The sequence below is a fragment of the Butyrivibrio proteoclasticus P6B7 genome (genome assembly GCF_000622085.1).
Taxonomy (GTDB): domain Bacteria; phylum Bacillota; class Clostridia; order Lachnospirales; family Lachnospiraceae; genus Butyrivibrio; species Butyrivibrio proteoclasticus_A.
In genome coordinates, this window is sequence record NZ_JHWL01000009.1 from 138,159 (window position 1) to 164,380 (window position 26,222).

General features: G+C 41.9%; 20 protein-coding genes. 4 read left to right on the top strand and 16 right to left on the bottom strand.

Going from position 1 to position 26,222, the window contains the following annotated elements:
* Window positions 1–76: 76 nt before the first annotated feature.
* From T541_RS0108245 to T541_RS0108265, 5 genes are all read right to left on the bottom strand, one after another.
* A complete protein-coding gene (locus tag T541_RS0108245; RefSeq protein ID WP_026652269.1) occupies window positions 77–643 on the bottom strand; it encodes a GNAT family N-acetyltransferase in 567 nt (188 codons plus the stop codon).
* A gap of 129 nt (window positions 644–772) precedes the next feature.
* A complete protein-coding gene (locus T541_RS0108250; protein WP_034466494.1) occupies window positions 773–1,270 on the bottom strand; it encodes a DUF2798 domain-containing protein in 498 nt (165 codons plus the stop codon).
* Between the two features lie 237 nt (window positions 1,271–1,507).
* The gene (locus T541_RS0108255; protein ID WP_026652271.1) at window positions 1,508–2,962 is read right to left on the bottom strand and encodes an MFS transporter; all 1,455 of its coding nucleotides are present in this window, start codon (window positions 2,960–2,962) and stop codon (window positions 1,508–1,510) included.
* Window positions 2,963–3,073: 111 nt separating this feature from the next.
* A complete protein-coding gene (locus T541_RS19190) occupies window positions 3,074–3,298 on the bottom strand; it encodes an antitoxin HicB (protein ID WP_197025156.1) in 225 nt (74 codons plus the stop codon).
* A gap of 247 nt (window positions 3,299–3,545) precedes the next feature.
* Entirely contained in the window at window positions 3,546–5,045 is a 1,500-nt protein-coding gene (locus T541_RS0108265) for a tagaturonate reductase (RefSeq protein WP_026652272.1), read from the bottom strand.
* A 199-nt stretch (window positions 5,046–5,244) separates the two neighbouring features.
* On the opposite strand from T541_RS0108265, the gene T541_RS0108270 reads away from it, so the two are divergent.
* On the top strand, window positions 5,245–6,276 hold the full coding sequence (locus tag T541_RS0108270; RefSeq protein WP_026652273.1) for an acyltransferase family protein: 1,032 nt from the start codon (window positions 5,245–5,247) through the stop codon (window positions 6,274–6,276).
* A 273-nt stretch (window positions 6,277–6,549) separates the two neighbouring features.
* Window positions 6,550–8,334: an Rqc2 family fibronectin-binding protein gene (locus T541_RS0108275; RefSeq protein WP_026652274.1), complete on the top strand. Its 1,785-nt coding sequence runs from the start codon at window positions 6,550–6,552 to the stop codon at window positions 8,332–8,334.
* A gap of 269 nt (window positions 8,335–8,603) precedes the next feature.
* On the opposite strand, the gene T541_RS0108280 is transcribed toward T541_RS0108275, so the two are convergent.
* From T541_RS0108280 to T541_RS20675, 8 genes are all read right to left on the bottom strand, one after another.
* The gene (locus T541_RS0108280) at window positions 8,604–9,650 is read right to left on the bottom strand and encodes a M42 family metallopeptidase (RefSeq protein WP_034466498.1); all 1,047 of its coding nucleotides are present in this window, start codon (window positions 9,648–9,650) and stop codon (window positions 8,604–8,606) included.
* Between the two features lie 12 nt (window positions 9,651–9,662).
* Window positions 9,663–11,333, bottom strand: a complete 1,671-nt coding sequence (locus tag T541_RS0108285; protein ID WP_026652277.1) for a putative polysaccharide biosynthesis protein — start codon at window positions 11,331–11,333, stop codon at window positions 9,663–9,665.
* Window positions 11,334–11,412: 79 nt separating this feature from the next.
* Entirely contained in the window at window positions 11,413–12,858 is a 1,446-nt protein-coding gene (glgA, locus tag T541_RS0108290) for a glycogen synthase GlgA (protein ID WP_026652278.1), read from the bottom strand.
* On the bottom strand, window positions 12,858–13,952 hold the full coding sequence (trpS, locus tag T541_RS0108295; RefSeq protein ID WP_026652279.1) for a tryptophan--tRNA ligase: 1,095 nt from the start codon (window positions 13,950–13,952) through the stop codon (window positions 12,858–12,860). The genes glgA and trpS overlap by 1 nt, the downstream gene beginning before the upstream one ends.
* Window positions 13,953–13,997: 45 nt before the next feature.
* Complete coding sequence (cbiD, locus tag T541_RS0108300) at window positions 13,998–15,197, bottom strand: cobalt-precorrin-5B (C(1))-methyltransferase CbiD (RefSeq protein ID WP_026652280.1); 1,200 nt, start codon at window positions 15,195–15,197, stop codon at window positions 13,998–14,000.
* A gap of 328 nt (window positions 15,198–15,525) precedes the next feature.
* A complete protein-coding gene (locus tag T541_RS0108305) occupies window positions 15,526–15,870 on the bottom strand; it encodes a hypothetical protein (protein WP_026652281.1) in 345 nt (114 codons plus the stop codon).
* 287 nt (window positions 15,871–16,157) lie between these two features.
* Window positions 16,158–17,987: a C1 family peptidase gene (locus tag T541_RS0108310; RefSeq protein WP_026652282.1), complete on the bottom strand. Its 1,830-nt coding sequence runs from the start codon at window positions 17,985–17,987 to the stop codon at window positions 16,158–16,160.
* Between the two features lie 18 nt (window positions 17,988–18,005).
* Window positions 18,006–18,638, bottom strand: coding sequence for a C39 family peptidase (locus tag T541_RS20675; RefSeq protein ID WP_051538161.1), 633 nt, complete (start codon window positions 18,636–18,638; stop codon window positions 18,006–18,008).
* Between the two features lie 79 nt (window positions 18,639–18,717).
* Here T541_RS20675 and T541_RS0108320 point away from each other — a divergent pair, with 79 nt between their 5' ends.
* Complete coding sequence (locus T541_RS0108320; protein WP_081779910.1) at window positions 18,718–20,592, top strand: TaqI-like C-terminal specificity domain-containing protein; 1,875 nt, start codon at window positions 18,718–18,720, stop codon at window positions 20,590–20,592.
* 1 nt (window position 20,593) lies between these two features.
* Here T541_RS0108320 and T541_RS20680 read toward each other — a convergent pair whose 3' ends face one another.
* Window positions 20,594–22,684 carry a zinc-ribbon domain-containing protein gene (locus T541_RS20680; RefSeq protein WP_026652284.1) on the bottom strand — a complete coding sequence of 697 codons (2,091 nt, stop codon included), beginning with the start codon at window positions 22,682–22,684 and terminating at the stop codon, window positions 20,594–20,596.
* Between the two features lie 170 nt (window positions 22,685–22,854).
* On the opposite strand from T541_RS20680, the gene T541_RS0108330 reads away from it, so the two are divergent.
* Complete coding sequence (locus T541_RS0108330; protein WP_026652285.1) at window positions 22,855–23,883, top strand: 3-deoxy-7-phosphoheptulonate synthase; 1,029 nt, start codon at window positions 22,855–22,857, stop codon at window positions 23,881–23,883.
* A gap of 105 nt (window positions 23,884–23,988) precedes the next feature.
* Here the strand turns inward: T541_RS0108330 and T541_RS19205 are convergent, their stop codons facing one another.
* Window positions 23,989–24,882: a tyrosine-type recombinase/integrase gene (locus tag T541_RS19205; RefSeq protein WP_051538162.1), complete on the bottom strand. Its 894-nt coding sequence runs from the start codon at window positions 24,880–24,882 to the stop codon at window positions 23,989–23,991.
* Window positions 24,883–24,918: 36 nt separating this feature from the next.
* The gene (locus T541_RS0108340; protein ID WP_034466555.1) at window positions 24,919–26,202 is read right to left on the bottom strand and encodes a diaminopimelate decarboxylase; all 1,284 of its coding nucleotides are present in this window, start codon (window positions 26,200–26,202) and stop codon (window positions 24,919–24,921) included.
* Window positions 26,203–26,222 lie beyond the last annotated feature (20 nt).

Consider the following 26,222-nt stretch of genomic DNA (forward strand, 5'->3'; position numbering starts at 1 on the left):
TAATTATATAAAAACTATATTTCGCAAATTGTGTAGCTAATATTCATTATACCATGAGACGTGGCTATATTTTTATTTATATTGTCCACTGTCCAAATTGTACTTTTTCTGGAGTATTACTGTGCTCGCCAAGCATCTTCTCCATCCAGATCATATCGTACCAGGTACCGAACTTAAAGCCGCTGTCATGGAAGGTTCCCACCAGCTTGTAACCTCTTTTATCGTGGAAATAGAAGCTGTCATCTGTAAGATGCTCATCTGTCTTTCCCTCCCCAAGGAAAGCTATGCAGGCGTTGGCATTAAGGATTCCCATGTTCTTAAGAGACTCCTCAAGAGCGTCATAAAGAGCCGTTCCCACACCCGTTTGCCTCTTGTCCTTAGCAACATAAACAGTCATCTCCACGGACCAGTCGTAGGCTGCTCTTCCCTTAAAGCTTGAAGCATAGGCATAGCCTAAGATAGTGCCGTTATCATCCACTGCTTTGATATATGGAAATTTGCTGGAAATATTGATGATCCTGCCTGTGAACTCTTCGAGACTTGGAACCTCGTACTCGAAAGTGATTGCGGTATCTGTAACGTAAGGAGCATAGATTGAAAGGAGCTCTTTGGCGTCGTTTGTAGTTACTTTTTCAATTCTCATAGTGTGCCTTCTTTCGCTTAGGTTAATCTATTTCAATACTGTATCATACTAAAGACGCAAGTTCTATGGGAATTGAATAAAAAAGAATGCCCATGCATAAGCACAGGCATTCCGATAATAGTTCTTTTATCATTTATTCTTCTTGCCAAAGGTCTTAACAAAGAATCCAAATACATTTCTCACAAGTGGGCCTGCGAAAAAGATCTGCCAGCAAAGGGCCATTGGGAAGTTAAATACTGTAGTCTGAAGCCACACTGCTACAAACTCTAATCCAGCATTCTTAAAAAGGATAGTAGCAACAAGGCTCATAAGTGGGCACATAAGGCATACTGACATAGCTGAGATTGCAAGGACTATCATGATCATAGGATCCTTACCTGGTGTGACAAATCTAAAAGCCAGCTTCTGTGCAAGCTTTCCAACAAACAAAAGCTCAAGCACGATGGCTATAGGCCACATGATCAGCATCTCCTTAAATGCAGCAACAAACACAAAGTTCTGCATTCCACCAACATTAAGTGAAATATTGTAGCAGATCATTGCATAGACCATGACAAATGCCATGAAAATAGTAAAAATAACATCCTGAAATTTATTCTGTGGTAACACGCTTTCTTCTCCTTTCATGATACCGGGGAAGATCCTAAGCGTGTTGTTCGTTATCACCAAATGGTGTGCGTTTCCAATGTTACCAGCTTTACATCTTCAATATAAATGTTTGCAACAAGGGATGATTATAGCAGAAAAAATATGAACGTGTAATACCTTTTTCAATTTATTTCGTTGAAGCTATACCAAGGAACAAGACATCCTTGAGTGTATTGAATTTAATCATTGCTGCCCTATCCCAAGGGCCCGGTATCCTCAATGGTTCCTGTCATCAATTTCCTTACAGATTCTCTTGTACTCTTCCTCGTCCAGAGTGTATTTCTTTTTATAAATAAAGTAGGAAACCGCCATTAAAATCAGTGATAAGATAACCATTACCAGCAATATTCCTGTAGACTTGCCTCCATCCACTGTTGCCAGGACTTTATCGATCTCCTCAAGCTTCTGATCCTCTGTTATTGCCCCCTTTGAAGCCAGGTTCTCAAAGTATGAGATCTTGTTGGTGAACTGAGTGATTCCAAAAAGCATGTAGGATCCTGATGTGATCATTACTATAAGAGCCGATGAAAGCTTGGTTAAAAAGGGCCTTAAGCTGGCAATTATTGCTTCATCTCTGGTTCCAAATTTGTATTCGTTGTACTCCACGGTATTGATAATGGAGATCATCATAATAAGGTAGTAGCCGTACTGGCCAAAGCTTGCACACATAAAGCCAATTACCAGAAGCCAGAATCCAATCTTAGGGGATACCAGCATCATGGCGTATCCTGCCACAGACAGGATCAGCAGCCATCCCATAAGCTTCTTTCTGCCGAGCTTACCTGCAATTACCGGGTAAAAGATCATGAGAAATGCCGTAGCTGACATGCCTACAAGAGTAAATGTAGAATAAAGGCCGCCTTTATATCCATAGGTAAAATAGATGTAAGTTGAGCCCAGGCCTCCGGCAATTATCATGCTGCCTGTCTCCTGAATAAGGAAGCATACGGATATCCACACCAGCTGGTCATTGCCGGTGATGGTCTTAAGAATTTTCTTAAGAGAAACCGGCGCCGGCTTAGTCTTCATGTCATCTCTGTTCTCTTTTACAAAAAGAACTGTAAATAAAAGGAACAACGGTGACAGTATGCCAATAATGATGGCCATTATGCCGTAGCTTGACTGGGTGTTGCCTCCAATTGCCATGGCTCCTGTGGTAAATACCGGTATAACCACGCTGGCAAGGCCGTTTCCTATTCCGGCAAACAGTGTAGCTCTTGATGTAATGGCATCCCTGGCTCCACTATCCCTTGAAAGAGCAGGGATCATGCCCCAATATGAAATGTCGTTCATGGTATAGGTTATGGAAAATGCAAAGTACGCAATTCCAAAAGCTGTTATAAAGGCCCATCCCTGAAGCTTTGTATTAAATAAAAATGCTATAACAAGGGATGTGGATATGGCACCTGCCACCAGCCAGGGCTTAAATTTACCCCACTTTGTTCTGGTGCACTCTATGATATTACCCATAATCGGGTCATTTAACGCATCAAATATTCTGGCAGCCACCATTATTGCTGTGATTGCTCCAAGCTGTCCATTAGTAAGCTCCCTTGTAAACATGATATACGTCAAAAGAAAGTTGGAAACAATGACATAAACCATGTCCCTTCCCACTGTACCCAGTGGAAAGCACCAGATATTGCGCCTGTCAGTACTACTTTTCCCCATTTGTAATTCCCCCCTTATGCTTAAACTTAGATGTAAGTCTTCACTACTATTGTACCTAACAAATGGGCAGAAAAAAAGCTCACGAAGTACGTGAGCTTTGGAAAAAATATATCAATTTTCTTTTGAAGATTCGTCTTCGAAGCTAGCTAAATAATCATCTATAGCGTCTCGAAAATCTTCTTTAAGTTCCTTTATTGTCTCCCCTTCATAAGAAACAATATCATTAGGATTCTTCAAGTTCTGCACATGGCCATATAAAATATCTGCTTCAGTATCAGCTTCAATACTCCCTATAAAACCTTTGTATTCAAGGACATTAGTAATCGTATTGCTCAAATCAGCCCCTCCTTTCTCAGAAAAGCAATTATATCTTTTACTGCATACTCCTGAAAGTAACGATAATTGTGAGGTTTATGAAATGCAAGTCTGTTCCCACTTGGTGCAATAAGCAAACATCTCGACCCATTGCCTTTCTGCGAAATAGTGCACTTACACTTTGATGCCAGTCCCCTTAATTCAAAATAGGTATAGCTTAACGCTAGTCTCTTTACTCTTCACTCATTTTGTTATTTTAAGACAGCTATCACAGGCAGGAAGCATATGCCTTCTTAGCGCCCTCTGTGCGGATAAGCTTAAGATCTTTTACCACCTTGTCAGTAAGGCCTTCGATCTTGTTAAGGTCCTGATCCCACATGTTCTCGTTGCCAAGAACAGCCTTTACTAGCTCCTCTTCAGAGTCAGCCTTGTGGTCATTGAAGAACTCAAGAGCCCATCTGTCATCGCTTACAGTATAGGTGTTGCCTGCTGGTCTCTTACATACAAGGCCTGCATCTGTAAGTTCCTGAATATCATTAGAATAGAAGGCGATGTAAGCAGCCAGAGACATTGTAAGGCATTCTGGAAGCCTGCCGTTCTTATCAATATACTGAAGGAAGGATGGCATATTTCTAGCCTTCCACTTACTTGTTGAGTTAAGTGAAATGGACATAAGCTCGTGGTTAACGAATGGGTTATTGAAACGGTCCTTAACTGCAGCTGCGAACTCGTTAAGGTCGTTCTCATCAAGGTGATCAACAAGAGTTGGGATAACCTCTTCGCTAAGCATCTTGTTCATGAAGCCAGCAACTGTCTCATCGTGCATGCAGTCGCGAACAATATCAAAGCCTGCAAGATATGCGCCAAGCACAAAGCCTGTGTGGGCGCCGTTAAGGATGCGGACCTTACGGTGTTTGTAAGGCATAACATCAGGAACAACGTGAACGTTAACACCAGCCTTCTTAAATGGAAGTCTGTCCTCCAGCTCCTTAGGTCCCTCAATGATCCAAACACCAAAGATCTCGCCTACGTCGATAAGCTCATCGTGGTATCCGTTCTCCTCTTCAAGCTTCTCAACTTCCTTGGCATCACGGATTCTACCAGGAACAATTCTATCTACAAGAGTAGAGCAAAAGATATTGTCGTTATTCACCCAAGTCTTGAAATCCTCTCCAAGATTCCACTGGTCGATGTACTGGTTGACACACTTAAGAAGCTCTTTTCCATTATTATCAATAAGCTCGCAGGAAAGAACTACAACGCCCTTCTTACCTGCCTTAAATCTTGTATAAAGAACCTGTGTAAGCTTACCAGGGAAGGAATTTGCTGGAACATCTTCAAACTTGCACTCTGGATCATAGGCAATTCCTGCCTCTGTGGTGTTAGATGCGATGATATCCAGATCGTCGCTTGCTGCAATCTCCATCATTCTGTCAAAGCCTGCCTTATCATATGGGTTAAGGCACTCGTTAACTGCAGAGATAACGCGCTTAGCATCTACCTTCTGTCCATTCTCGCTTCCGCGAAGATAAAGTGTATAGAGACCTTCCTGCTTGTTGATAAGCTCAGTAAGTCCCATGGAAATAGGCTGAACCAAAGCTACCTTGCCGTTAAAGCCAGCCTTTTCATTGCTGATATCAAAAAAGTAATCAACGAATGCACGAAGGAAATTACCCTCTCCAAACTGAAGAACCTTCACTGGCGCATCCTTAAGTATGTACCCCTCATACCCTGATTTCTCAAGTACTTCATAGTTTAATGCTTCCATTACCTTCCTCCTACTGAAACCGCTTACAAAAATAAACGGTATTATTTCCTTTAGATATTGTTATACCACAGAAATGTAAGCGTTTACAATACTTATTTTCAAAATACCTATAATTTTATTCTCATTCGGCTTCTGTAGTGGATTCCAGGTGTATGCCCTTTTGATCTTTCTGTGTTTGAAATAGCCAGGGATTTGTATTATGCTACTTACTATGAGTAAAAATGGAAATTCAAGAAACAAAGAAATTGATATTTTAAAGACCCTTGCAGTATTTATGGTGGTCTGGGGACACGTTCTGTACAACGTAGCCGGCATTACTTCCGGTTACATAAGCTATGTCCACATGCCAGTCTTCTACTTCGCAAGCGGCTTATTTATTGGAAAGGAGCTATCTAAGTACAACCTTGGCGAATTTGCTTGGAAAAAGACATTAAGACTATTTATCCCTTATGTTATATGGTCTGCCATCTCCTTTGCCGCCAATGCACTACTGATAATAGCTACATTTAAGACAATACCTAAAAGCCAGCTGATAAACGAAGCCTATAACATCTTCATCAATTCAAGAAGCGTCTGGTTTTTGATTCAGCTCTTTATTGCTGAGCTTTTGTTCGCGCTTATTTACATGTTGGGACGCTATAATGTATACCTTCTCATCGCGCTAAACACCGTAATCTGGGCCCTTCTTGTAATGTTCTGTCGCACAGAATACTTCATGATGTGGAAGATTAAATGGCTCTATCCATTCCTTGTGATCGGATATCTCTTTGGAAATGGCAATATTCCTAAGTTTAAGCTGGGCAAGTTCATTCCAAGTGCCATCTGTGCAGGCCTTTGGGGCTACATGACCTACCTCTACGCTGGTCTCTATACTAAGGACGGCCTTTTCTACGGTTTTGACCTTGGCTACCTTGATAAGAATATCCTAGTAAAAGAGCTATTTCTGGTAATCCTTGGATTTCTTGGAATAATGGCAATATATCTTTTGGCAAGGATCCTGGGACATACGCCACTTGCAAAGCCTTTGGCAGATATTGGCAATTACACACTAGACATCTACCTTATTCACATGATGCTGATATTTGTAATGAAGAAACTCCCTTACAAGCAGGAAGGTTTTGCATTTATATCTGCTGGCTACACTCTTGGCATTTGCCTTACAATCTATATCGTTGCTAAATATTTACTAAGAAAGATTAAACTGTATCGTATATCAATAGGAACTAAATAAGTTTTCCATTCATTTATATGTATACTCACGAGATGATTTCTGCATTTCTCCGGCTATATTGCTTGTGGATGCGAAGCATTTGCACGAGTCGATGAGTTTCAAAGTGAAATAGAAGAAAAAAGTCGAGTGTTCTGAATAAGCATGAAATGAGACTTTTTTCTTCTATGAGCTTATGAAAGTCACGACGAGGAAACGTGAGCATCCACAAGCAATATAGCCGGAGAAATCAGAAATCCCCTCCGAATAGCCACTACCTGAAAGGAAACACATCCAATGGCATTTGATGGAATCACAATTGCAAATTTAACAAAGGATTTTAGCGACTACCTTACTGGCGGCCGCATCTATAAGATTGCCCAGACTGAAAGCGACGAGCTCTTTATCACCGTTAAACTCTCCTATGAAGCAATCGATAAATATGGCATTAAGCAGATGAAGCTGGTTCTGTCTGCAGACGCTTCTCTTCCACTGGTTTATTTATCAGATGAGAGCAAGCAGTCTCCTATGACTGCCCCTAACTTCTGCATGCTTTTAAGAAAGCATATCCAGAACGGCCGCATCACATCTATCACTCAGCCAGGCGGCCTCGAGCGTATCATCAGATTTGAGATTGAACACCTTGATGAAATGGGTGATCTTCGTCACAAGGTCCTTCTCATCGAGATCATGGGTAAATACAGTAACATCATCTTCACCGATGAAGACAACATGATCATTGACTCCATCAAGCATATCCCAGCTTCTGTAAGCTCTGTAAGAGAGGTTCTTCCAGGAAGAGAATACTTCATTCCTTCCCAGGATAAGGCTAATCCTCTTACTACCACAGCAGATGAGTTTTCATCCTGCGTTCTTAGTAAGGGAATGCCTCTTTTCAAGGCTATCTACTCAAGCTATACAGGTCTTTCACCAATTATTGCTCAGGAAATCTGCTATAGAGCCGGTCTTGATTCAGATAAGTCTGCAATCGCCCTTGATACTGATGAATCCATCAAGATTTATCGCGCCTTTGATAACGTTATGAACCTGGTAAAAGAGGGATCTTTTTCACCGGTTATCATCTATGAAAGCGGCGCTCCTAAGGAATACTCCAGTATTCCACTTACTCTTTATGAAAACGGCGGAAATGACCTTGAGATCGCACCTCAGTCCACAATTTCTGAGCTTATTGTGAATTACTATTCTGAAAAGAACGTCTACACAAGAATCCGTCAGAAATCTGTAGACTTACGAAAGATTGTCCAGACAGCCCTTGAGAGGAATGTCCGTAAATACGACCTTCAGCTCAAACAGCTTAAAGACTCTGAGAAAAAAGATAAATACAAGACCTACGGCGAGCTCTTAACCGTCTATGGCTACGGCGCTGAGCCTGGGGCTGAGAAGATTACAGTTAACGACTACAACACAGGAAAAGATGTGACAATCACCATCGATCCTACTATCTCCATCAGCCAGAACGCCAAGAAATACTATGATAAATACACCAAGCTTAAAAGAACTGAAGAAGCACTTACAGAGCAGATGAAGGAAGTTTCCGAAGCTATTGAACAGCTTGAGTCAATCCAGAATGCCCTTGATATTGCCAAGGAAGAAGCAGACCTTGCACAGATAAGACAGGAGCTCCATCAGTCAGGCTATATCAAATCTGCTGGAACAGGTAAAAACGGCCGCAAAGAAAAGATAACAAGTAAGCCTATCCACTATCGCTCCAGCGACGGCTTTGATATCTATGTAGGAAAGAACAATATCCAGAACGACGAGCTGACCTTTAAGGTAGCTAATGGAGGCGACTGGTGGTTCCACGCCAAAAAGATCCCTGGCTCCCACGTAGTTCTTTTAACCAAAGGTCAGGAAGTCCCAGACAGAGCCTTCGAAGAAGCCGCTGCCCTGGCAGCCTACTACTCCAAAGGAAAGATGCAGGAAAAAGTCGAAATCGACTATTTAAAACGTAAGGATGTGAAAAAGCCAAACGGCTCAAAGCCTGGCTTCGTAGTCTACTACACCAACTACTCCATGGCCATCGCGCCTGACATCTCATCTCTTACACTTATTGATGAGTAATGAAGCGCTTCTTCTTGCTTAGCGCTTAAGAAGTATGTAGTGGCATAAAGTGGTCCCTTGGGGATGGTGCCTTGGCTTTATCAATACGAGACATTTGCACGAGTCGATGAGTTTTACAGCAAAATACCAGAAAAATGTCGAGTGTTCCGAATAACATGAGATGAGACATTTTTCTGGTATGAGCTGATAAAAGTCACGACGAGGAAACGCGAGTATTGGTAAAGCCAAGGTCCCATCCCCAAGGGACCACTTTATGTCGTTATTTAGAATTAAAGCGCGTAGGCAATGAGAAGTCTGAGTGTACTTTCTGCGCCGTCGCGGTGGCTTCTCTCGTAGCCATGGGAAGCGTAGACACCAGCGCCGATAAGTCCGTGCTTAAGATCATTACCGGAGCGAAGTGTTGCCTCAACATCACTTCCGTAGTGAGGATAGATATCCACTGCGTAATCTGCACCACTTTCCTTGGCAGCTGCCACAAGACCCTTAACGATCTCGTAGCTGTAAGGGCCACCAGAATCCTTAGCACAGATAGACACCTGCTTCTCAGTACATGTAAGGCCTTCGCCAACACATCCCATATCTACAGAAATTGCCTCAGTACAGCCCTCTGGTACACTTCCGCATCCGCCGTGGCCAACCTCCTCAAATACTGTAATATGAGCATAAAGAGCTCTCTTAGGAGTGATCTTATTATCCTTAATGTACTTACCAAGTCCAAGAAGAATTCCCACACTGAGCTTATCATCAAGGAATCTTGATTTGATATATCCGCTCTTAGTTACGCGAACATTAGGCTCGAAGCATACAATATCTCCAACTGAGATTCCAAGCTTTTCTGTGTCCTCTTTGGACTTAACATCCTCATCAAGAACCACCTCGCAGGTATCCCACTCTCTCTTTGTATCGTTATAATCGCCATTTACATGGATTGATGCATTATTAAGCTGGAATGTTCCCTCATAGATTCCATCAAACTTAGTAACAACGCGGACATTCTCTGTTTCTGCGTTGTTAGGATTCATTCCGCCAAGGTTAGTAAGCTGAAGACGACCATTAGACTTAATGGTAGCCACCATTCCGCCAAGGGTATCCACATGGGCTTCAAGAAGAAGTCCGTCCTTCTTGTTCTTTCCGCCAAAATCAACAACTACACCGCCCTTTGTGGTAAGAGTAGCCTTGAATCCAAGCTTTTCAAACTCCTTCTTAACCCAGGCTGCAGCCTCTTCTGTATAGCCTGTAGGTGAATCAATGTTTAAAAGATCTGTTGTCTCTTTTACAATAAAATCTGTGTACTTTTTAAGTGCAATCTTTTTCATGATATTCTCCCTTTATTTCAATATCTTAGTTTTCTTAAATAAACGAACCAGTGAAGCTCCCTTTGGGAATCTGCGAATATCTTCCTCAGTTGCTCCGCCAGATTTGATAAGTACTACAAAATAAACGATAGAGGCTATGATGACTGCAAACATGGTTGCAATCAGGTTAGGGAAATAGAAGCCTCCCATTGTATTTACAAGAAGCATGTTTATAAGCAAATGAACCAAATATGCAACAACTCCCATTACAACCGATGATATTCCAGGAAGTACATAGGTCTTCATAAGGTCAAATTCAAGTGTAAGCTTTTTTCTCATATCTGCATTATTAAGTAGGCACATAAGGAATGAGTACACTATAGCCACAATTGCAAGGGCATAGACTCCAAGATCAGTCCATTTAAGCAAGATCACAAGGACAGCAGCCTGGAAAACCAAAGCAATAGCCGCATTACGAACAGGTGCATAGATACTACCTATTCCCTGAAGTACAGCATTGGTCACTGTGGAAAGGGAATAAAAGATAACCGTTACAGCAAGGAGCATCAGCAAATTACCTGCAAGATCAATGGACTGCTTCTGTGGGAACAATATAGTAACCACAGGCTTAGCCAAGGCAAATAGTCCAACACAACAAGGAATAGAGATCATAAGAATAATCCTTATAACCCTTGATACAATGCTTCCTGTCTGCTTGGAATCGCCAGTAGCAAAGGATGTAGACACCTCCGGAATCATGGCACTAGCCACCGCACTGGCCATAGAGATAGGAAGTGTTGTAATAACGATAGACTTACTACTAAACACGCCATATAACTCAGACATGGCGGACTCTTCCATACTTTTAAGTCCCATCATCATTCGGCTAAAGATTCCGTAGTTAAATGTGGATGAGAAATTGTAGATAAAGGTACTGATGATGAATGGTGTAACCACTGTAAGGATCTCTCGGTAGATTTCACTATTCGTCAAAGGTGTAGACATATCTCTTTCTACATTTCTCTTAATGATATTCCTGTTCACATAGTATACGAACAGCATGAACAAAAGAGCTATCAAAACTCCGGAGCCTGTTCCCAAACTGCTACCAATAGCTCCGTACATAGCTCTTTGAGATTTAAGTTCCTCAGCCTCTCCCACCATTCTGGTAAGAATGAAAGCTCCTCCAACGCTGACAATAGCGTTTAATATCTGTTCTATAAGCTGTGAAATTGATGTAGGAATCATGGTCCTGTGGGCCTGGAAATAGCCTCTAAGGACACCAAGGAATCCAAATACAAAGATTGTAGGTGCAAAGAATCTAAGAACAACAGCACTTCGCCCTGTTACAAACAAATCAGCTCCCAAAAAGAGCACAAGGCTTCCTATTCCGCCTACAATTGAAACGTAGATAAGAGCCTTCTTAAAGATCAAATGCGCGTTCTTGTACTGCTTAAGAGCCAGCTTCTGAGAAATAATCTTGGACATAGCAGATGGAATGCTATATGAAGATATTAAAAGAACTATAGAATAAATATTGTAAGCCGCAGCATAGTAACCATTACCTTCATCTCCAATAATAGCTGCCAGTGGGCTTCTATATAATAAGCCAATTATTCTGCTGATGAAACCTGCCGCAGCAAGTATTCCAGCCTGGACTAATAATCCACTTTTTTTATTTTTGTTATCTTCGTTTATACCCATTAAATCAAAATCCTAAATAATGGAATAAGTTCTCCTAGGAAAACTTATTCCATCAAATCAATTACATAATTCAGTAACCTTATGGTCTTAACCAGTCGTACATCTCCTGATATTTCTCAGCAGAAACCTTCCAGGAAAAGTCTACTGCCATGGCACGGTCGATCATCTTGTTCCACTCGCGCTTCTGATCATAGTATACATGCTCAGCCTCTCGGATGGTTCCAAGCATCTCGTGGGCATTGTAATTAAGGAATCCAAAGCCTGTACCAGTGCTCTCAAACTTGTTGTAAGGTTCTACAGTATCGATAAGTCCGCCTGTCTGTCTTACGATAGGTATTGTACCATACCTAAGAGCCATGAGCTGTGAAAGTCCACAAGGCTCAAACAGTGAAGGCATCAGGAACACATCAGATGCTGCATAAATCTTATGTGACATAGGCTCTGAATAGTAAATATTGGCAGAAACCTTGTCATTATACTTCCAGTCAAAGTGACGGAAGGAATTCTCATATTGCTCAGAACCTGTACCAAGAACCACCAGCTGAACGGCGTCCTGACACAGCTCATCCAATACATAGTTAATAAGGTCGAAGCCCTTCTGGTCGGTAAGTCTTGATACAATACCGATCATCATGATCTTGTCATCTTCCTTAAGTCCCAGCTCTTTTTGAAGGGCTCTCTTATTCTTAACCTTCTCCTTACGGAAATTGATAGCATTGTACTGATAAGGAATGTACTTATCCGTCTCAGGGTTAAACTCATCGTAGTCTATACCATTTACAATACCTCTAAGATCGCCAGCTCTGGCTCTTAAAAGGCCATCAAGCTCTTCACCATAGAACTTGGTCTTAATCTCTTCAGCATATGCCCTACTTACAGTAGTAATGGCATCTGCATAAACGATTCCACCCTTTAACAGATTGGCATCCTTGAAAAGGCCCAATTTATCAGGTGTGAAATAGTAATCAGGAAGTCCTGTTATATCCTGAACCGCCTTGATATCCCACTTACCCTGGAACTTAAGGTTATGAATTGTCATAACAGCCTTAATTCCTCTGTAGAACTCGCTGCCCTGGAATCTCTCCTTGAGATAAACAGGAACAAGGCCTGTCTGCCAGTCGTGGCAGTGGATAATATCAGGTCTAAACTCTATAACGGGTAAGATAGAAAGAGCTGCCTTTGAAAAGAAAGCAAATCTCTCAATCTCAAATAAAACATCGTCACCATAAGGCTTCATTCCATTGAAATAGAACTCATTATCAATGAAATAGTACTTAATCCCATCTACCTCAGCCTTAAATATTCCAACGTACTCATTTTTCCAGTGGAAGTCCATGTAGAAGTTAGATACATACTCCATCTTGTCCTTCATCTGCTGGTTAATGCACTTGTACAAAGGTAGTACAACTCTTACATCAAAATATCTCTTATCAATTTCCTTAGGAAGAGAGCCGACAACGTCAGCAAGTCCGCCGGTCTTGATAAAAGGTACGCCTTCTGAAGCTACGAATAGGATGTTTTTCATTAGTTTAATGTCTCCTCATATTTTGCAGATTGCATACTAATCAGTTCTTTATCATCGAAATAATTGATCTTCATTGCATTCTTAACATCTGAAAGAGTATCAGCTGCCATTTCTCTGGCAACCTCAGTTCCCTTCTTGAGAACCTCGTAAACATATGGAATATCCTTCTGGAACTCTTTTCTTCTATTGCGGATAGGCTCAAGCTCAGTCTGAAGTACGTTGTTAAGGAATCTCTTAACCTTAACGTCTCCAAGGCCACCTCTTGAATAGTGGTCCTTCATCTCCTGAAGGTTCTTGTAATCTGGAGCAAACTCAGCAAAATGCTCATCCTTGGCAAAGGCATCAAGATAAATGAATACCGGATTACCCTCAACCTGGCCTGGATCCTCAACTCTAAGGTGGTTAGGATCTGTGAACATGCTCATAACCTTCTTCTGAATAGACTCTGGCTCCTCTGAAAGGTAAATGCAGTTGCCAAGAGACTTACTCATCTTAGCCTTTCCATCAATACCAGGAAGACGCAGACATGCTGCATTATCTGGTAAAAGAATCTGTGGCTCAACCAAAGCTTCACCATAGATTGAATTAAACTTTCTAACGATCTCTTTACACTGCTCGATCATAGGCTCCTGGTCCTCACCTGCAGGAACAGTTGTAGCCTTAAACGCAGTAATATCGGCAGCCTGACTGATTGGATATGTAAAGAATCCAACAGGAATGCTGCTCTCAAAATTTCTCATCTGAATTTCAGTCTTAACAGTAGGATTTCTCTGAAGTCTGGAAACAGTTACAAGATTCATATAGTAAAATGAGAGCTCAGTAAGCTCTGAAATCTGTGACTGTATAAAGAGATTAGACTTAGCTGGATCAAGGCCAACAGCCAAATAGTCCAGCGCAACTTCTATGATATTCTGCCTAACCTTCTCAGGATTATCAAAATTATCTGTAAGCGCCTGAGCATCGGCAATCATAATAAAGATCTTGTCGAATTCCCCCGAATTCTGAAGCTCAACTCTTCTTCTAAGAGAGCCTACGTAGTGTCCTACATGGAGCTTGCCCGTAGGACGATCTCCGGTCAAAATTATCTTACTCATTTCCCCAATTATCTCCTAAAACTTTTATATCTATAATATAGTACCTTATTTTACCTTATGTGACAATGCAAATTGGTCCTGTGAAACCTTTACAAGAACATTTCTTGTATCTATGGTCTGGCCAAGGAGACCAAACTCTTCTGAGAAAAGAGCTACTCCAAACCTGATCTTGCCATTACTACGCCTACGTACAGAATCGTGGATTGCAGTCATAATACTACTCATAACCCTATCCCTAAGTCCCCAGGCGTCTAAAAGAGCTAAAATTTCTTCACAGGTGGTACATTTCATAACAGTTCTGACCTGACTGGCTGTTCCGCCAACAAGGGCTGTATGGGAAGCAAAGATTTCCCTTCTGCCGTCAGAAGCGTAGGAATTAGTATTCATAATACCTGCGGCGAGCTTAACAAGCTTACCCACATTGCCCACAAGAAGAAGATTCTCAATGCCCTCTTCTGATGCCATATCTATGGCATAACCAGGGAAGTTGTAGCATCTGACTGCTGTTGTAAGAGGAACATGAATAGTCTCCCTGATCTTATCTGCACAGTAATTACCAGGAGCTACAAGAATACTCTTAACTCCATAACCAATCTGTCTCATGATCTGATTCCTGATTGAATGGGTAATATCTCTCTGGTGAACTCTTGGTGTCTTGCCATATTCTCCCATGATAGGGATTCCGCCAGTAAAAACAGCCTGCCCCATGGTGTTGCTGGCAGCTATCATCATACCCTGAGGACAGCTGATGGTGATAAGAAGAAGCTGTGCACCATCTGATGCATCGCATACATCCATAACAGCATCAAATATAAGCTTCCTTGCATCTTTCTCAATATGGGCTTCTCCAGCAATCATGCCATTTCCTGAAGCCTGAACTGTTCCGATGCCCTCTCCTCCAGTAAGGAAAAGATTACCATTTCTGGAATCAATTATCACTTTATCGTTAAGTATAGACAGATCGTGAATTCTTGAAACAGTGGCATGAATCTCAGCCTTTTCCCTGATATCAGGGGCTGTGCCACCCTCCATAACTGAATAGTATTCAGAACTGTCGTTATTACAGTTCTCACTCACTTTAGAAACAAGGATTGTTCTACTGCCGGAAGAATGGGTAATAGGAACATCCTCAAAATCAATTCTAAAAATCAAATTAGCCGCAGCGGCTCTGGCAGCAGCTGCAGCGCAATCTCCTGTTGTTAATCGACTAAGCACTACTCCATGATCTTTAGTGAATCTATCCATAGGAAGCTCCTTTATCCATGCTACATGTGCTATTTAACGCAATTAACGGTTCTTGACAAATATCTATTATAATTATATCATAGACAAAAATATTAACTATATATCGTCACAAGTTATTTTATATTTCGATTTAATTTATGCTTATTTTATAAACCGTCCATTTTTTGTCCATATTTTGTGAGTAAACTATAACATATCAGAAGTACAAAACTTCTGACTCCCCCAACAAAACTTTTTTCATACCGGGTCGATCGGCTCCCCACTGGTCGACCCCTCCTCCCAAAAATTAACACCTCAAAGAGGTGTTTTCTTTTTGCCTTTTATTAGGTTATGCTGGGATAGCCTGTCCGTCCTCTGTTTCAGAAACGGTCTCTTCAATAATCTGTGTATCCTCTGTGTCATCCATCATGGTAGATGCTGGTCTCATATCGCCAGATACCTGATCATTCTTCCTGATGCTGCGAACGCCAAAGCTTCCGGTATATCTCAGTGAAGAAAGAATCTTCTTAACCTTCTTGATCTCACCCTTGATGTCATCAGGATTCTTAACGATAACTGTTGGAACACCGCTTCCGTTAAATTCAACGGTATAGCCTGCCTCCTTAAGAGCCTTAAAGGCCTTAAGCTTGTCTGTTGTACTTATTTCATTAACTTCAATTTCTTTCTTAGCCATATATTGTGCCTTTCTATGTTTCTAAACACAATATAACACACTTTATGAAAAAGTTCAAACGTCTGTTCTGACTATGTTGCACAATAATGTTGACGATTTTTCGTACATTATTTCATGAAAAATATTCTCGGAATATAGTTAAGTTTTTCATAACCCCACCGATATATTTAGTGAGAATAAAATTCTCACTCCCCCAACAAAACTTTTTTCATACCTGGGCTGTTTAACTCCCCATTAAACAGCCCTCCTCCCAAAAAATCTTGTGAAACAAAAAAAGAGACGAACCCCTAATCGTCTCTTTTTTTGGTGTATGCTTTAAGGAAGAAATCCTTATCATCCTGTCTTATCAGTTCCTTTGCATCCTCTGAAATATAATAGCTACAGCCACTGGCCACATAATTGTTATAGACATTACCAGTAAGATTACTCCATTCATCGAAGTTGGCCTGGCTGGTATTGGTTGACGCTTTTTCGTAAACGAGTCGCCCTTTGGTTTCCGGATTAACAATTACCAGGAAGGTATCGTCCTTGGAAAGCTTTATTTCTTTTTCCAGCTGGAAGCTATGGTAACCTCCGCTTATTGCTGAGACCTTCTGGCAAAGTGCCGGCTCAGGCAGGGTGTTTAATACAATGGATCCGTCCTTAACCTCTGGATTGATATATATGCAGATCTTGTACTGCTGATAGGAATCCAATGCCATGAAGCCCACAGCGTCCAAATTCTCGTTGCCGCCTGCAGTATACAGAACTCCGTAAGGGTTGGCTGACTTGGTAAAGGCATATACGCTATTAAGTGAATCATCCAGAGAGCTCTCCACATTAGTGATAAAGCCAGCTACCTGATAGTTACAATCGTAGTAGTCCTCTGCCCCTTCACTTACTGCGTTATAATATGCAGCATTGCTGCCATTGGTGGTCTCATCATAATAGGAAAGATAGAAGTAACCATTCTCTCCGCTACTGGTTCCCCAGCTGTTCTTACAGATCCAGGCTCCATTTCCTGGAGGTGTTGCGGAAAAGTTAGAAGCAGCATAGTCATCATCCCATCCAACAATAAGTACTTCGTGGTTGGCAGTAGGGGCGTTCTCGCCTCCAAAGGATGAATAAAGGGTCTTACTGTGGCTCTTCCAGTACTTGTTATCTGCGTTAACTCCCACGGTTACTGCACCGTGTTCCATTACCATCTGCTTGATCAGTGCGTTGTTATCAAGGGAAGCTACAAATTCGCCCACATCCTGGATATGATAAACGCTGGCGTAGGCATCTGAGGGCACTTCTTTATTATCAGAAAACAGATAACTCTCACCATAAACACTTACAAACTTGTCCGTTCCAAGCTCAGGAACAGGTCCCTTCCAAGCTGTTAATATGCTCAGGCAAAAGTCCGTTACACCACCCATTGCGATGTATCCCGTGTCATTATCCACAACCCAGGCGTTCTCATAGCCGTCGGCATTTACAAGCTCTCTGTAATCATCATCAATGTAGGAATTGGCGGATCCCTCTGCCCTGTGCATGTTGTAGTAAGCAAGATGCTTCTCTGACAGATCAAGATCCTTATATGAAATATTTGGATTGTGAACCAGAATATCACTCTCTATGGCTCCCATGCAGGCAAAGCTCCAGCACAGATAGCTGTAGCCCTGATCCTCCACCGCAGTCACATAGCAGTTTCCGTCCACATTTCTAGAATCATATTTACTTGGAATATCAGTTTTATTAAAGGTTGCGGCATCAACAGGAACCACATCCTCAAAGTCAGCATTCCCATAAAAGGCCGCCACATCGCCATCAGCAATAGTCACCGCCTCAGGAAGGGTAATGGTCCTTACACTCTCAACATTCTCAGAAAGTGCCCTGGTGGCATCCGAAACTATCACTGATTCTGTCAGCATATTGGAGTCATCTGCCGGTGGCACATAAACCCTGCTCCTATCCTCTGAAGCAGAAAGGCTCCCGTCAAGTCCCTCTAAGTCCGCGTCTCCATCTACGCTCACCACTGCGCCGTCACGTCGTGAATTATTGACAGGTTCGTTTTTACCAAGAAGAAGTACCCCTGCAATAACGACGCACAATACTGCACATATTATTACGATTACTGTAGTTCTCTTTTTCACCGCTATTCCTCATTAAGATCAAACAATATGTGTGGTGTTGAAAGAGCCAAATATGGACTGGGAAATATCCTTGGCAAAGGCCTCGTAATCCACGTAATGGTAACCGCTCTTCCAGCCATCGATAACTCTAAGCATAGGATAGAGCTTGTCGCCAACCTTCCAGATGCTGTAGCCACAGACCACAATTGTGTGCTCCTTGTAATAGCCCCTTGCGATGTTCATGATAACCGGCCTTGAATTAGATATTTCTTTTACCACATCCTTCTCAAAGCTCCAGATATAAACACCTCTGCATCTGGCCTTTACGCCATAGTGCTTAAAAACTTCCCTGGTGATACCCGCGATAAAGATAGGGTAGGTGCCCCTTTCATCCTTGTAGCCATAGGCCTCTGCCACCTCTTCCACAAATTTGTAGAGTTCTTTGATGTCAGAGGGGATGCTCTCTATCCCGTTTCTCTTCCTGTAATAGTCCACCACTCTGGTAACTGCCACAACTGAACAGTTTCTAGTTACTCGCCCGCTTATTGTTGCCATTGACTGATGGTTCATAACAACCTGGCGTCCTCTCTTTACGAGAACCCCTTTTTCCCCATATTTCTCCATCAGATATTTTGAAACGTTAGTAATTCCGCCGTAAGCAATTTTGTTCATACCGATAATCCTCTACCTAATATTATATATTATAATTTTTCATCTTTACATTTAGAAAGATTAAAAAGATAATTAAAATATGGAACACAATATGCTGACCCTTAAAGAAACATCAGAAATACTAGGCGTTTCCACCGCCACCATCAGGAACTGGTACAGGCTTGGCAAGATTAAAGGCCACATGATCAGTTCTTGTCTTTGTTTCGATAAATCCCAGGTAAAAGAACTTAAGAATAACCTTAAAAGTCTTGGAATGCTTAAGAAAAGGCGCAACAAAAGCCTTCTGGATTCTAATTTTATTCCCAAATCCTATATATCAAACAGATCTCCAAATTTTAAGACTATATCGGCTCTTATCAAGGCTTTAGAGGACAGCACCATTCCAATGAATGCCATTTTAGGGCACTACTGCGCCCTTTTCCTTAAGGAGGCAGGAATTCCCTCTGATATTGCAAAAGAGCTATGTAAGGTCTTTGATGCTCCTGATAAGGAGGAAGCTCTTTTTCTCTCAAAATACAGCCTTGTGCTCACAGACCTTGAGGATACTCTTGGCTTTTTATATCTGTCCCTTCGTGCCATGACCGACAAGAAGGCCACTGGGGCCTATTATACCCCATTCTATGTGGTGGACAAGATGATAACCAGCACCTTTGGTAAAGATAAAAAGAGCTATGAAAGCCTTTCTATCTGCGACCCAGCCTGCGGAACCGGCAATTTCCTACTTAGACTTCCGGAAGGCATCAAGCTTGAAAATATAAACGGCTTTGACATCGACGAAACCGCCATAGCCATCGCAAGAATCAACATATCCATCAGAAAACGCATATCTTACATGGATCAGCTATCCATAATTCAGAGCAATATCGTAAGAGCTGACTATCTGCACCTTTCTGATTCCGCGCCAAAATTTGATGTGATAATCGGAAATCCTCCCTGGGGCTATAGCTATACCAAGAAAGAAGCGGAAGAATTTAAAAAGAGCTATGACTGTTTCTATGGATCTTCAAGGCCAGAATCCTTCTCTTTATTTATTGAACGTGCAATTAAGGGCTTAACATCATCTGGTAAGCTCATATTTCTTTTGCCGGAAACCATTTTGGAAACTAAAGCCCATCAGGGAATTCGGGACATCATCCTTAAATCCGGATCCATAGCATCTCTTTTCTACCTTGGAGAGGTCTTTTCCAAGGTTCAGTGTCCATGCGTAATTTTAGAGATAGGTCCAAAGAACTCTAAATCCGGTATCCACGTTGAGTTCCTAAAGCGCCACGGGGATAAGCTTAAGCTAATTAGAGGCTTTGATGTGTCCTCTTCAAGGGATTTATCCCAGTCTTTCCATATTCTGGCTGATGATACAGAACAGCAGATCCTTGATAGAATGGACAACTGCAGCCATTTTACATTAAAAGATAACTCTAAATTTGCTCTGGGAATCGTCACAGGCTCTAATGAAGGGGTTCTTGTTAAAAAAGATACTCCTGGAAGCGAAGAAGTCATAAAGGGAATAGACGTTGAGAGATTCTGCGTTCTGTCCCCTTCTACTTATATTGTCTATGACAGAAACAAGCTTCAGCAGGTGGCTCCTGATGAACTTTACAGGGCTCCTTATAAGCTCTTTTACCGATTTATCAGCGATAAGCCTGTGTTTGCCCTGGATACCAAGGGAAGACTCTCCCTTAATAGTGCTAATATTCTCATTCCTGAGGTGAAGGGATACGATATTTATTATATTCTCGGAATTCTCAACTCCTCCATGATGGAATTCTACTACTCTCATAAATTCAGAAGTGTAAAGGTTCTGCGCTCAGCCATAGAATCTTTGCCTATTCCTGCCTGCTCTAAAGTTCAGATGGAGGAAATATCCGCCATAAGCAAAAAGCTCGTGGCGTCATATGACAACCACGAGCTTTATAAGCTTCTTAATGATCGTGTATCCGATCTGTATTCAGATTAAATTAAAGATCGATAACAACTTCTCTTTCTCCGAAGTAGTAATGTAACTCATCGTCGATGATGTAGTAGAAGTCATAGTTAACATATCCGACTCCATTCATTGAATCACCGATTACATCAGTGTCACCACCACGGTCAAGTTCGATTACTCCATCATAAGAATCAAAGTAGATATTACCTGTCTCTTCGCAATAACCGAAGCTATAAACTGAAATGTAGTAGTAATCATCGGATGGATTATAGAACTCATCTGAGTGGAAATCCTCAAGTGAGTAGATAACGCTATCCTCTACGAAATAGATCTCACTAAGATCTTCATTACCAACAAGAACCTGGATCTCATCATCACCTGAGTAAACGTTAGTCTTATCAGCATCACCATTGATCATGATGTATCTGTCAATATCCTCTCCGTCTACTGATACTACATTGAACTCGTCATCAACGAGACCGAAGATTACCATGTCAAAATTCTTAGAAACAAGAACGCCCTGCTTACCATCATCTGTGATAGCATATACTTTCTCATGAGATGGAGCAAAAAGTGATGTCTTAAGTGTATCTGCGCAAATGATTCTTCCGTAGTTACCTGTCTCGCAAATTGGTGCACGTGAAAGTACGTAATCTGGATCGTTATCAAAGAGCTCTGCTGCAGAATCCATTCCTACTGCATAGTACTCAGTATCTCCTGAATCAGTACCAAATACGATCTCTGTGTGATCATAGTTAACATAGAATCTGTTAAAGTAGCTGCTTCCGTTGTTGATCTTGATCTTCTTGTTGTTGTGAACGTAGTATGTATTGTTATCCTTCTTAGTGTAGGATGTGTATACATAGCTTGAAGTATCATTAGAAATAGCGTAGAAGTTCTCGTAGTACTCTGCCTTCTTGTTGATTACCTTCTCGTGTCCGAGCTGGTCCGCAAAGCATGATACATACTTTCTCTTACCTTCTTTTCTGCTATAAGCTACTCTCTTACCGTTTGGAGAAACGGCAACAGATCCTGAGTAAACGTTCTTAGCAATTACTGTCTCTTTAGCCTTCTCTGTATCGTAAACATAAAGAGTATCATCACCCTTGTCATTTACTGATACATAGTAAACAAAACCACCATCAGCGCAGAGCTGTACGAACTTAACGCCCTTTGCGATCTTGGTTACGTTAAGGTCAGCGTCAACATAGTAAACTGTCTTGTCATCCTTAACGATTCCGCTTGAATTAAATCTATCTGTGTAGAAGTAGTAATCAAGCATATATCCGTCTTCAAACTGATCGTTGGTTCTTCCATCACTATTGATAAGGTATCCATTAACATGTGAAATTGTTGGTCCATCATAAGTTGTTCTATCCTTACCAGTTGAAGCAAGACTTCCGCTTGCACCCTTAATAAGGAGAATAATTACGATAAGAGCTACTAAAGCAGCAGCTGCTCCACCGATGATCATAAAGAGTGTCTTCTTATTAAGAGGCTTCTTACCAGGCTGTCCCTGATACATTCCACCCTGGTTCATGCCACCCTGGAAGCCACCCTGGTTCATACCGCCCTGGAAGCCGCCCTGGTTCATACCGCCCTGGAAGCCGCCCTGATTCATGTTACCCTGGAAGCCGTTCTGGTTCATGCCACCCTGGAAGCCGCCCTGGTTCATATTGCCCTGGAAGCCACCCTGATTCATGTTATCCTGGAAGCCACCCTGGTTCATATTACCCTGGAAGCCACCATTCTGGTTCATGCCACCCTGGAAACCACCGTTCTGGTTCATACTATTCTGGAAGCCACCCTGGTTCATTCCCCCAAATGAATTAACCGGATTAGCTCCTGCTACAGGCTGTGCCTGCTCGTTAGCTGGAGTCTCGACAGTCTGCTCTACTGTCTCGTCAGATGAAGAATTGTTCTCTTCAGCTGCTGGTACTGCCTCAGCGTTGTCAGATGCTACTTCTTCTGCTGGCGCACTAACTTCTTCAGTTGCATCTACAACAGGCTCTTCTGCTACTGTCTCTACAACTGGCTCTTCTGCTGCAAATACATCAGCACCGCAGTTGCCGCAAAAGCGCTGTCCTTCAGCAACTTCGCTACCGCATTTTTTACAAATCATTGCTATTACCTCTCTTTTCCATATTTCCTCACAACCTTAACGATTATACAATAAAAATTCATAAATTCCTAGCATATATTGAAGATTCATTCCTATAAAAATATATTTATTTACAGAGTGAAAATATCTTGCTATATTTGAATAAAAATTCACCTTCGGAGGATCACCATATGTCTTTTGAATATATACAAAAACTCCCTACTCCAGACGAGATAAGGGCTGAATTCCCACTAAGTAAAGAGCTTTCCAGCTTAAAAGCTTCACGAGATGCCATGATTGCTGATGTCTTCACAGGTAAGAGTGACAAATTCCTTGTTATTGTAGGACCATGTTCTGCTGACAACGAAGATGCCGTATGTGACTACGTTTCAAGACTTGGTAAGCTCAATGACAAGGTCAAGGATAAGCTCATCATTATCCCAAGAATTTATACCAACAAGCCTCGAACCACAGGTGAAGGCTATAAGGGAATGACCTCTCAGCCTGATCCAGAGGGTAAGACTGATTTCAGAGCAGGAATCATCGCCATGAGACATATGCAGATCAGAGCCATTGAGGAATCAGGCTTAACCTCCGCAGATGAAATGCTCTATCCTGAGAACTGGGGATACGTTTCTGATATTTTATCCTATGTGGCCATCGGTGCCCGTTCTGTAGAGGATCAGGAGCACAGAATGACAGCCAGCGGCTTTGATATGCCCGCCGGAATGAAGAATCCTACAAGTGGAACTCTTTCAGTTATGCTTAACTCAGTATATGCTGCTCAGCAGTCCCACTCCTTTGTATATAGAGGCTATGAAGTTAAGACCAACGGCAATCCCCTTGCGCACTGCGTTCTTAGAGGTTCCAGCAACAAGCACGGACAGTCAATTCCTAACTACCACTACGAGGACCTTAGCCTTCTTCTTGATCTGTATGCCCAGAGAGATATCGTTAATCCGGCAGCCATCATCGATGCCAACCACAACAATTCCGGCAAACAGTTCAAGGAACAGATAAGAATCGTCAAGGAGGTTCTCCACTCCCGCCGCCTCAATCCTGAGATTGGCAATCTTGTAAAGGGTGTCATGATCGAGAGCTACATTGAGGAAGGTAACCAGAAGATCGGAAATGGCGTATACGGTAAATCCATCACCGATCCTTGCCTTGGCTGGGAAGATACAGAGAGACTTCTCTTAGAGATTGCAGATCTTACATGATCTCACAATTTCTGAATTTATTATTTTCATAAATCCACATTATTTCAAGCAATAATTAACCCCGCTACCTAAGTAGCGGGGATTTTTGTTAAAAGATCTATTTCTTTAATTTCTTATACGAGCCCACTCAAATGGGTCCTCAGTTTTCTTTTGCTTAGTTATGTATCTGGAAATGGTATTGCTGTCTGCATATCCCATCATTTCCTGCACTGAAGCCACATCTGCTCCGTTATCCACAAGGTGTACTGCAAATGAGTGTCTAAGAGTAAATGGTGTAATATCGGATTTAACTCCAGCTTTTTTAACATAGGTCTTGATCAGCTTCCACAATCCCTGCCTTGACATATGTCTGCCATTGCAGTTAAGGAAAACTGTCTCGTCGTCATTATTTCCAGATAAAAGAACACTTCTTGAAGTAAGAAGATAGTCGTTAAGGGCATCCTTAGCTTTTTTACCATAAGGTATAAGTCTGTCTCTCTTGGAGGCTGAATTGCGCTTAAGACGCAGGCAGCCAAGGCTTAAATCAATGTTGGACATCTTAAGGTCCACAAGCTCAGAAGCCTTAAGTCCTGTGGCATATAAAAGCTCCATAATGGCTCTGTCGCGCTTACCCTTTGGGCTGTCAGCATAATCCTGAGATAAAAGATATTCCACCTCCACGGTAGAAAGAACTCTTGGCACAGTCTTCTCTACCTTGGGTGCAGACAGAATCAGAGCCGGGTTATCACTAATATTGCCGTTCTCAACCATATAGCGGAAGAATGCCTTGATAGAAGTATAATGTCTGATAATTGAGGACGTAGCAAAATGCTCATCGTAAAGAGATGCTGAATAGGATGACAAAGCATCCTCCGTAATCCCTGTTACATCAGTAATTCCGCGCTTCTCCATAAATAAGGCCATTCTCTCCAAGTCTCTTTTATAAGAAACGGCGGTATTCTGTGATGATTTTTTTACATTGATCAAATAGTCCACAAATTCATTAATCTGCTTCTTCATTCTGCACTCCTCCCCACTGACTAATAGTTATATCAATTAGTTGTCCAGAATTCGATTGATCTTGGCTGAGTAGTCAAGAACATCGAAAGTAGCAAAATAATCCTTAGGTGTCTCTGCTCGTCTTATAAGTTTTACTGTCCCATCTTCCCTAAGAAGAAGTTCTGCGCATTTAAGCTTACCGTTGTAGTTGTATCCCATAGCATAGCCATGAGCTCCTGTATCGTGGATAAAAAGATAATCACCCTTATCTATCTTTGGAAGCTTTCTTCCAATAGCGAATTTATCGTTGTTCTCACAAAGTGATCCTGTTACGTCGTACTCGTAGTCGCAAGGGTCATTCTCTTTTCCAAGAACAGTGATGTGATGGTAAGCGCCATACATTGCTGGTCTCATAAGGTTAACTGCACAGGCATCAACTCCGATGTACTCCTTGTAGATGTGCTTCTCATGAATTGCCTTGGTAACAAGAGCTCCGTAAGGGCCCATCATGAATCTTCCCATTTCTGTGAAGATAGCTACATCTCCCATTCCTGCTGGAACAAGAATTTTGTCATACTGCTCGTGTACACCCTGACCGATCTTGGCGATGTCATTAGGCTCCTGATCTGGTGTGTAAGGGATTCCTACGCCGCCAGAAAGGTTGATAAATGCCACATCAGCACCAGTTTCCTTTTCAAGCTCTACAGCCAGTTCAAAAAGCTGACCAGCAAGCTGAGGATAGTAATCGTTAGTAACAGTATTGCTGGCAAGGAATGCGTGGATTCCGAACTTCTTGGCACCCTTTGCCTTAAGGATCTTGAAGGCTTCGAAAAGCTGATCCTTAGTCATTCCGTACTTGGAATCTCCAGGATTATCCATGATCTGGTTACTCATGGTGAATACTCCGCCAGGATTATATCTGCAGGAGATGGTCTCTGGAATCTTGCCAATTGTCTTTTCAAGAAAGTCGATATGTGTGAAATCATCAAGGTTGATGATGGCTCCAAGTTTATCAGCAAGGACGTACTCCCTAGCAGGAGTGTCGTTTGATGAAAACATGATATCCTGTCCGCTGGCTCCTACTGCACTTGTAAGGATAAGCTCAGTCTCAGAAGAACAGTCAAAACCGCAGCCCTGCTTAGCAAGAATATCCATAAGCACTGGGTTAGGTGTAGCCTTAACAGCAAAGTACTCTTTGAATCCCTTATTCCAGGAAAAGGCCTCGTAAACAGCCTTGGCATTCTCTATAATTCCCTTTTCATCGTAAAGGTAGAAAGGTGTAGGGAAATTCTTAACTATTTCCTCCACCTGCGCTTTTGTAACAAATGGTTTTTTCATAATTTTCTCCTTGATACTACTTC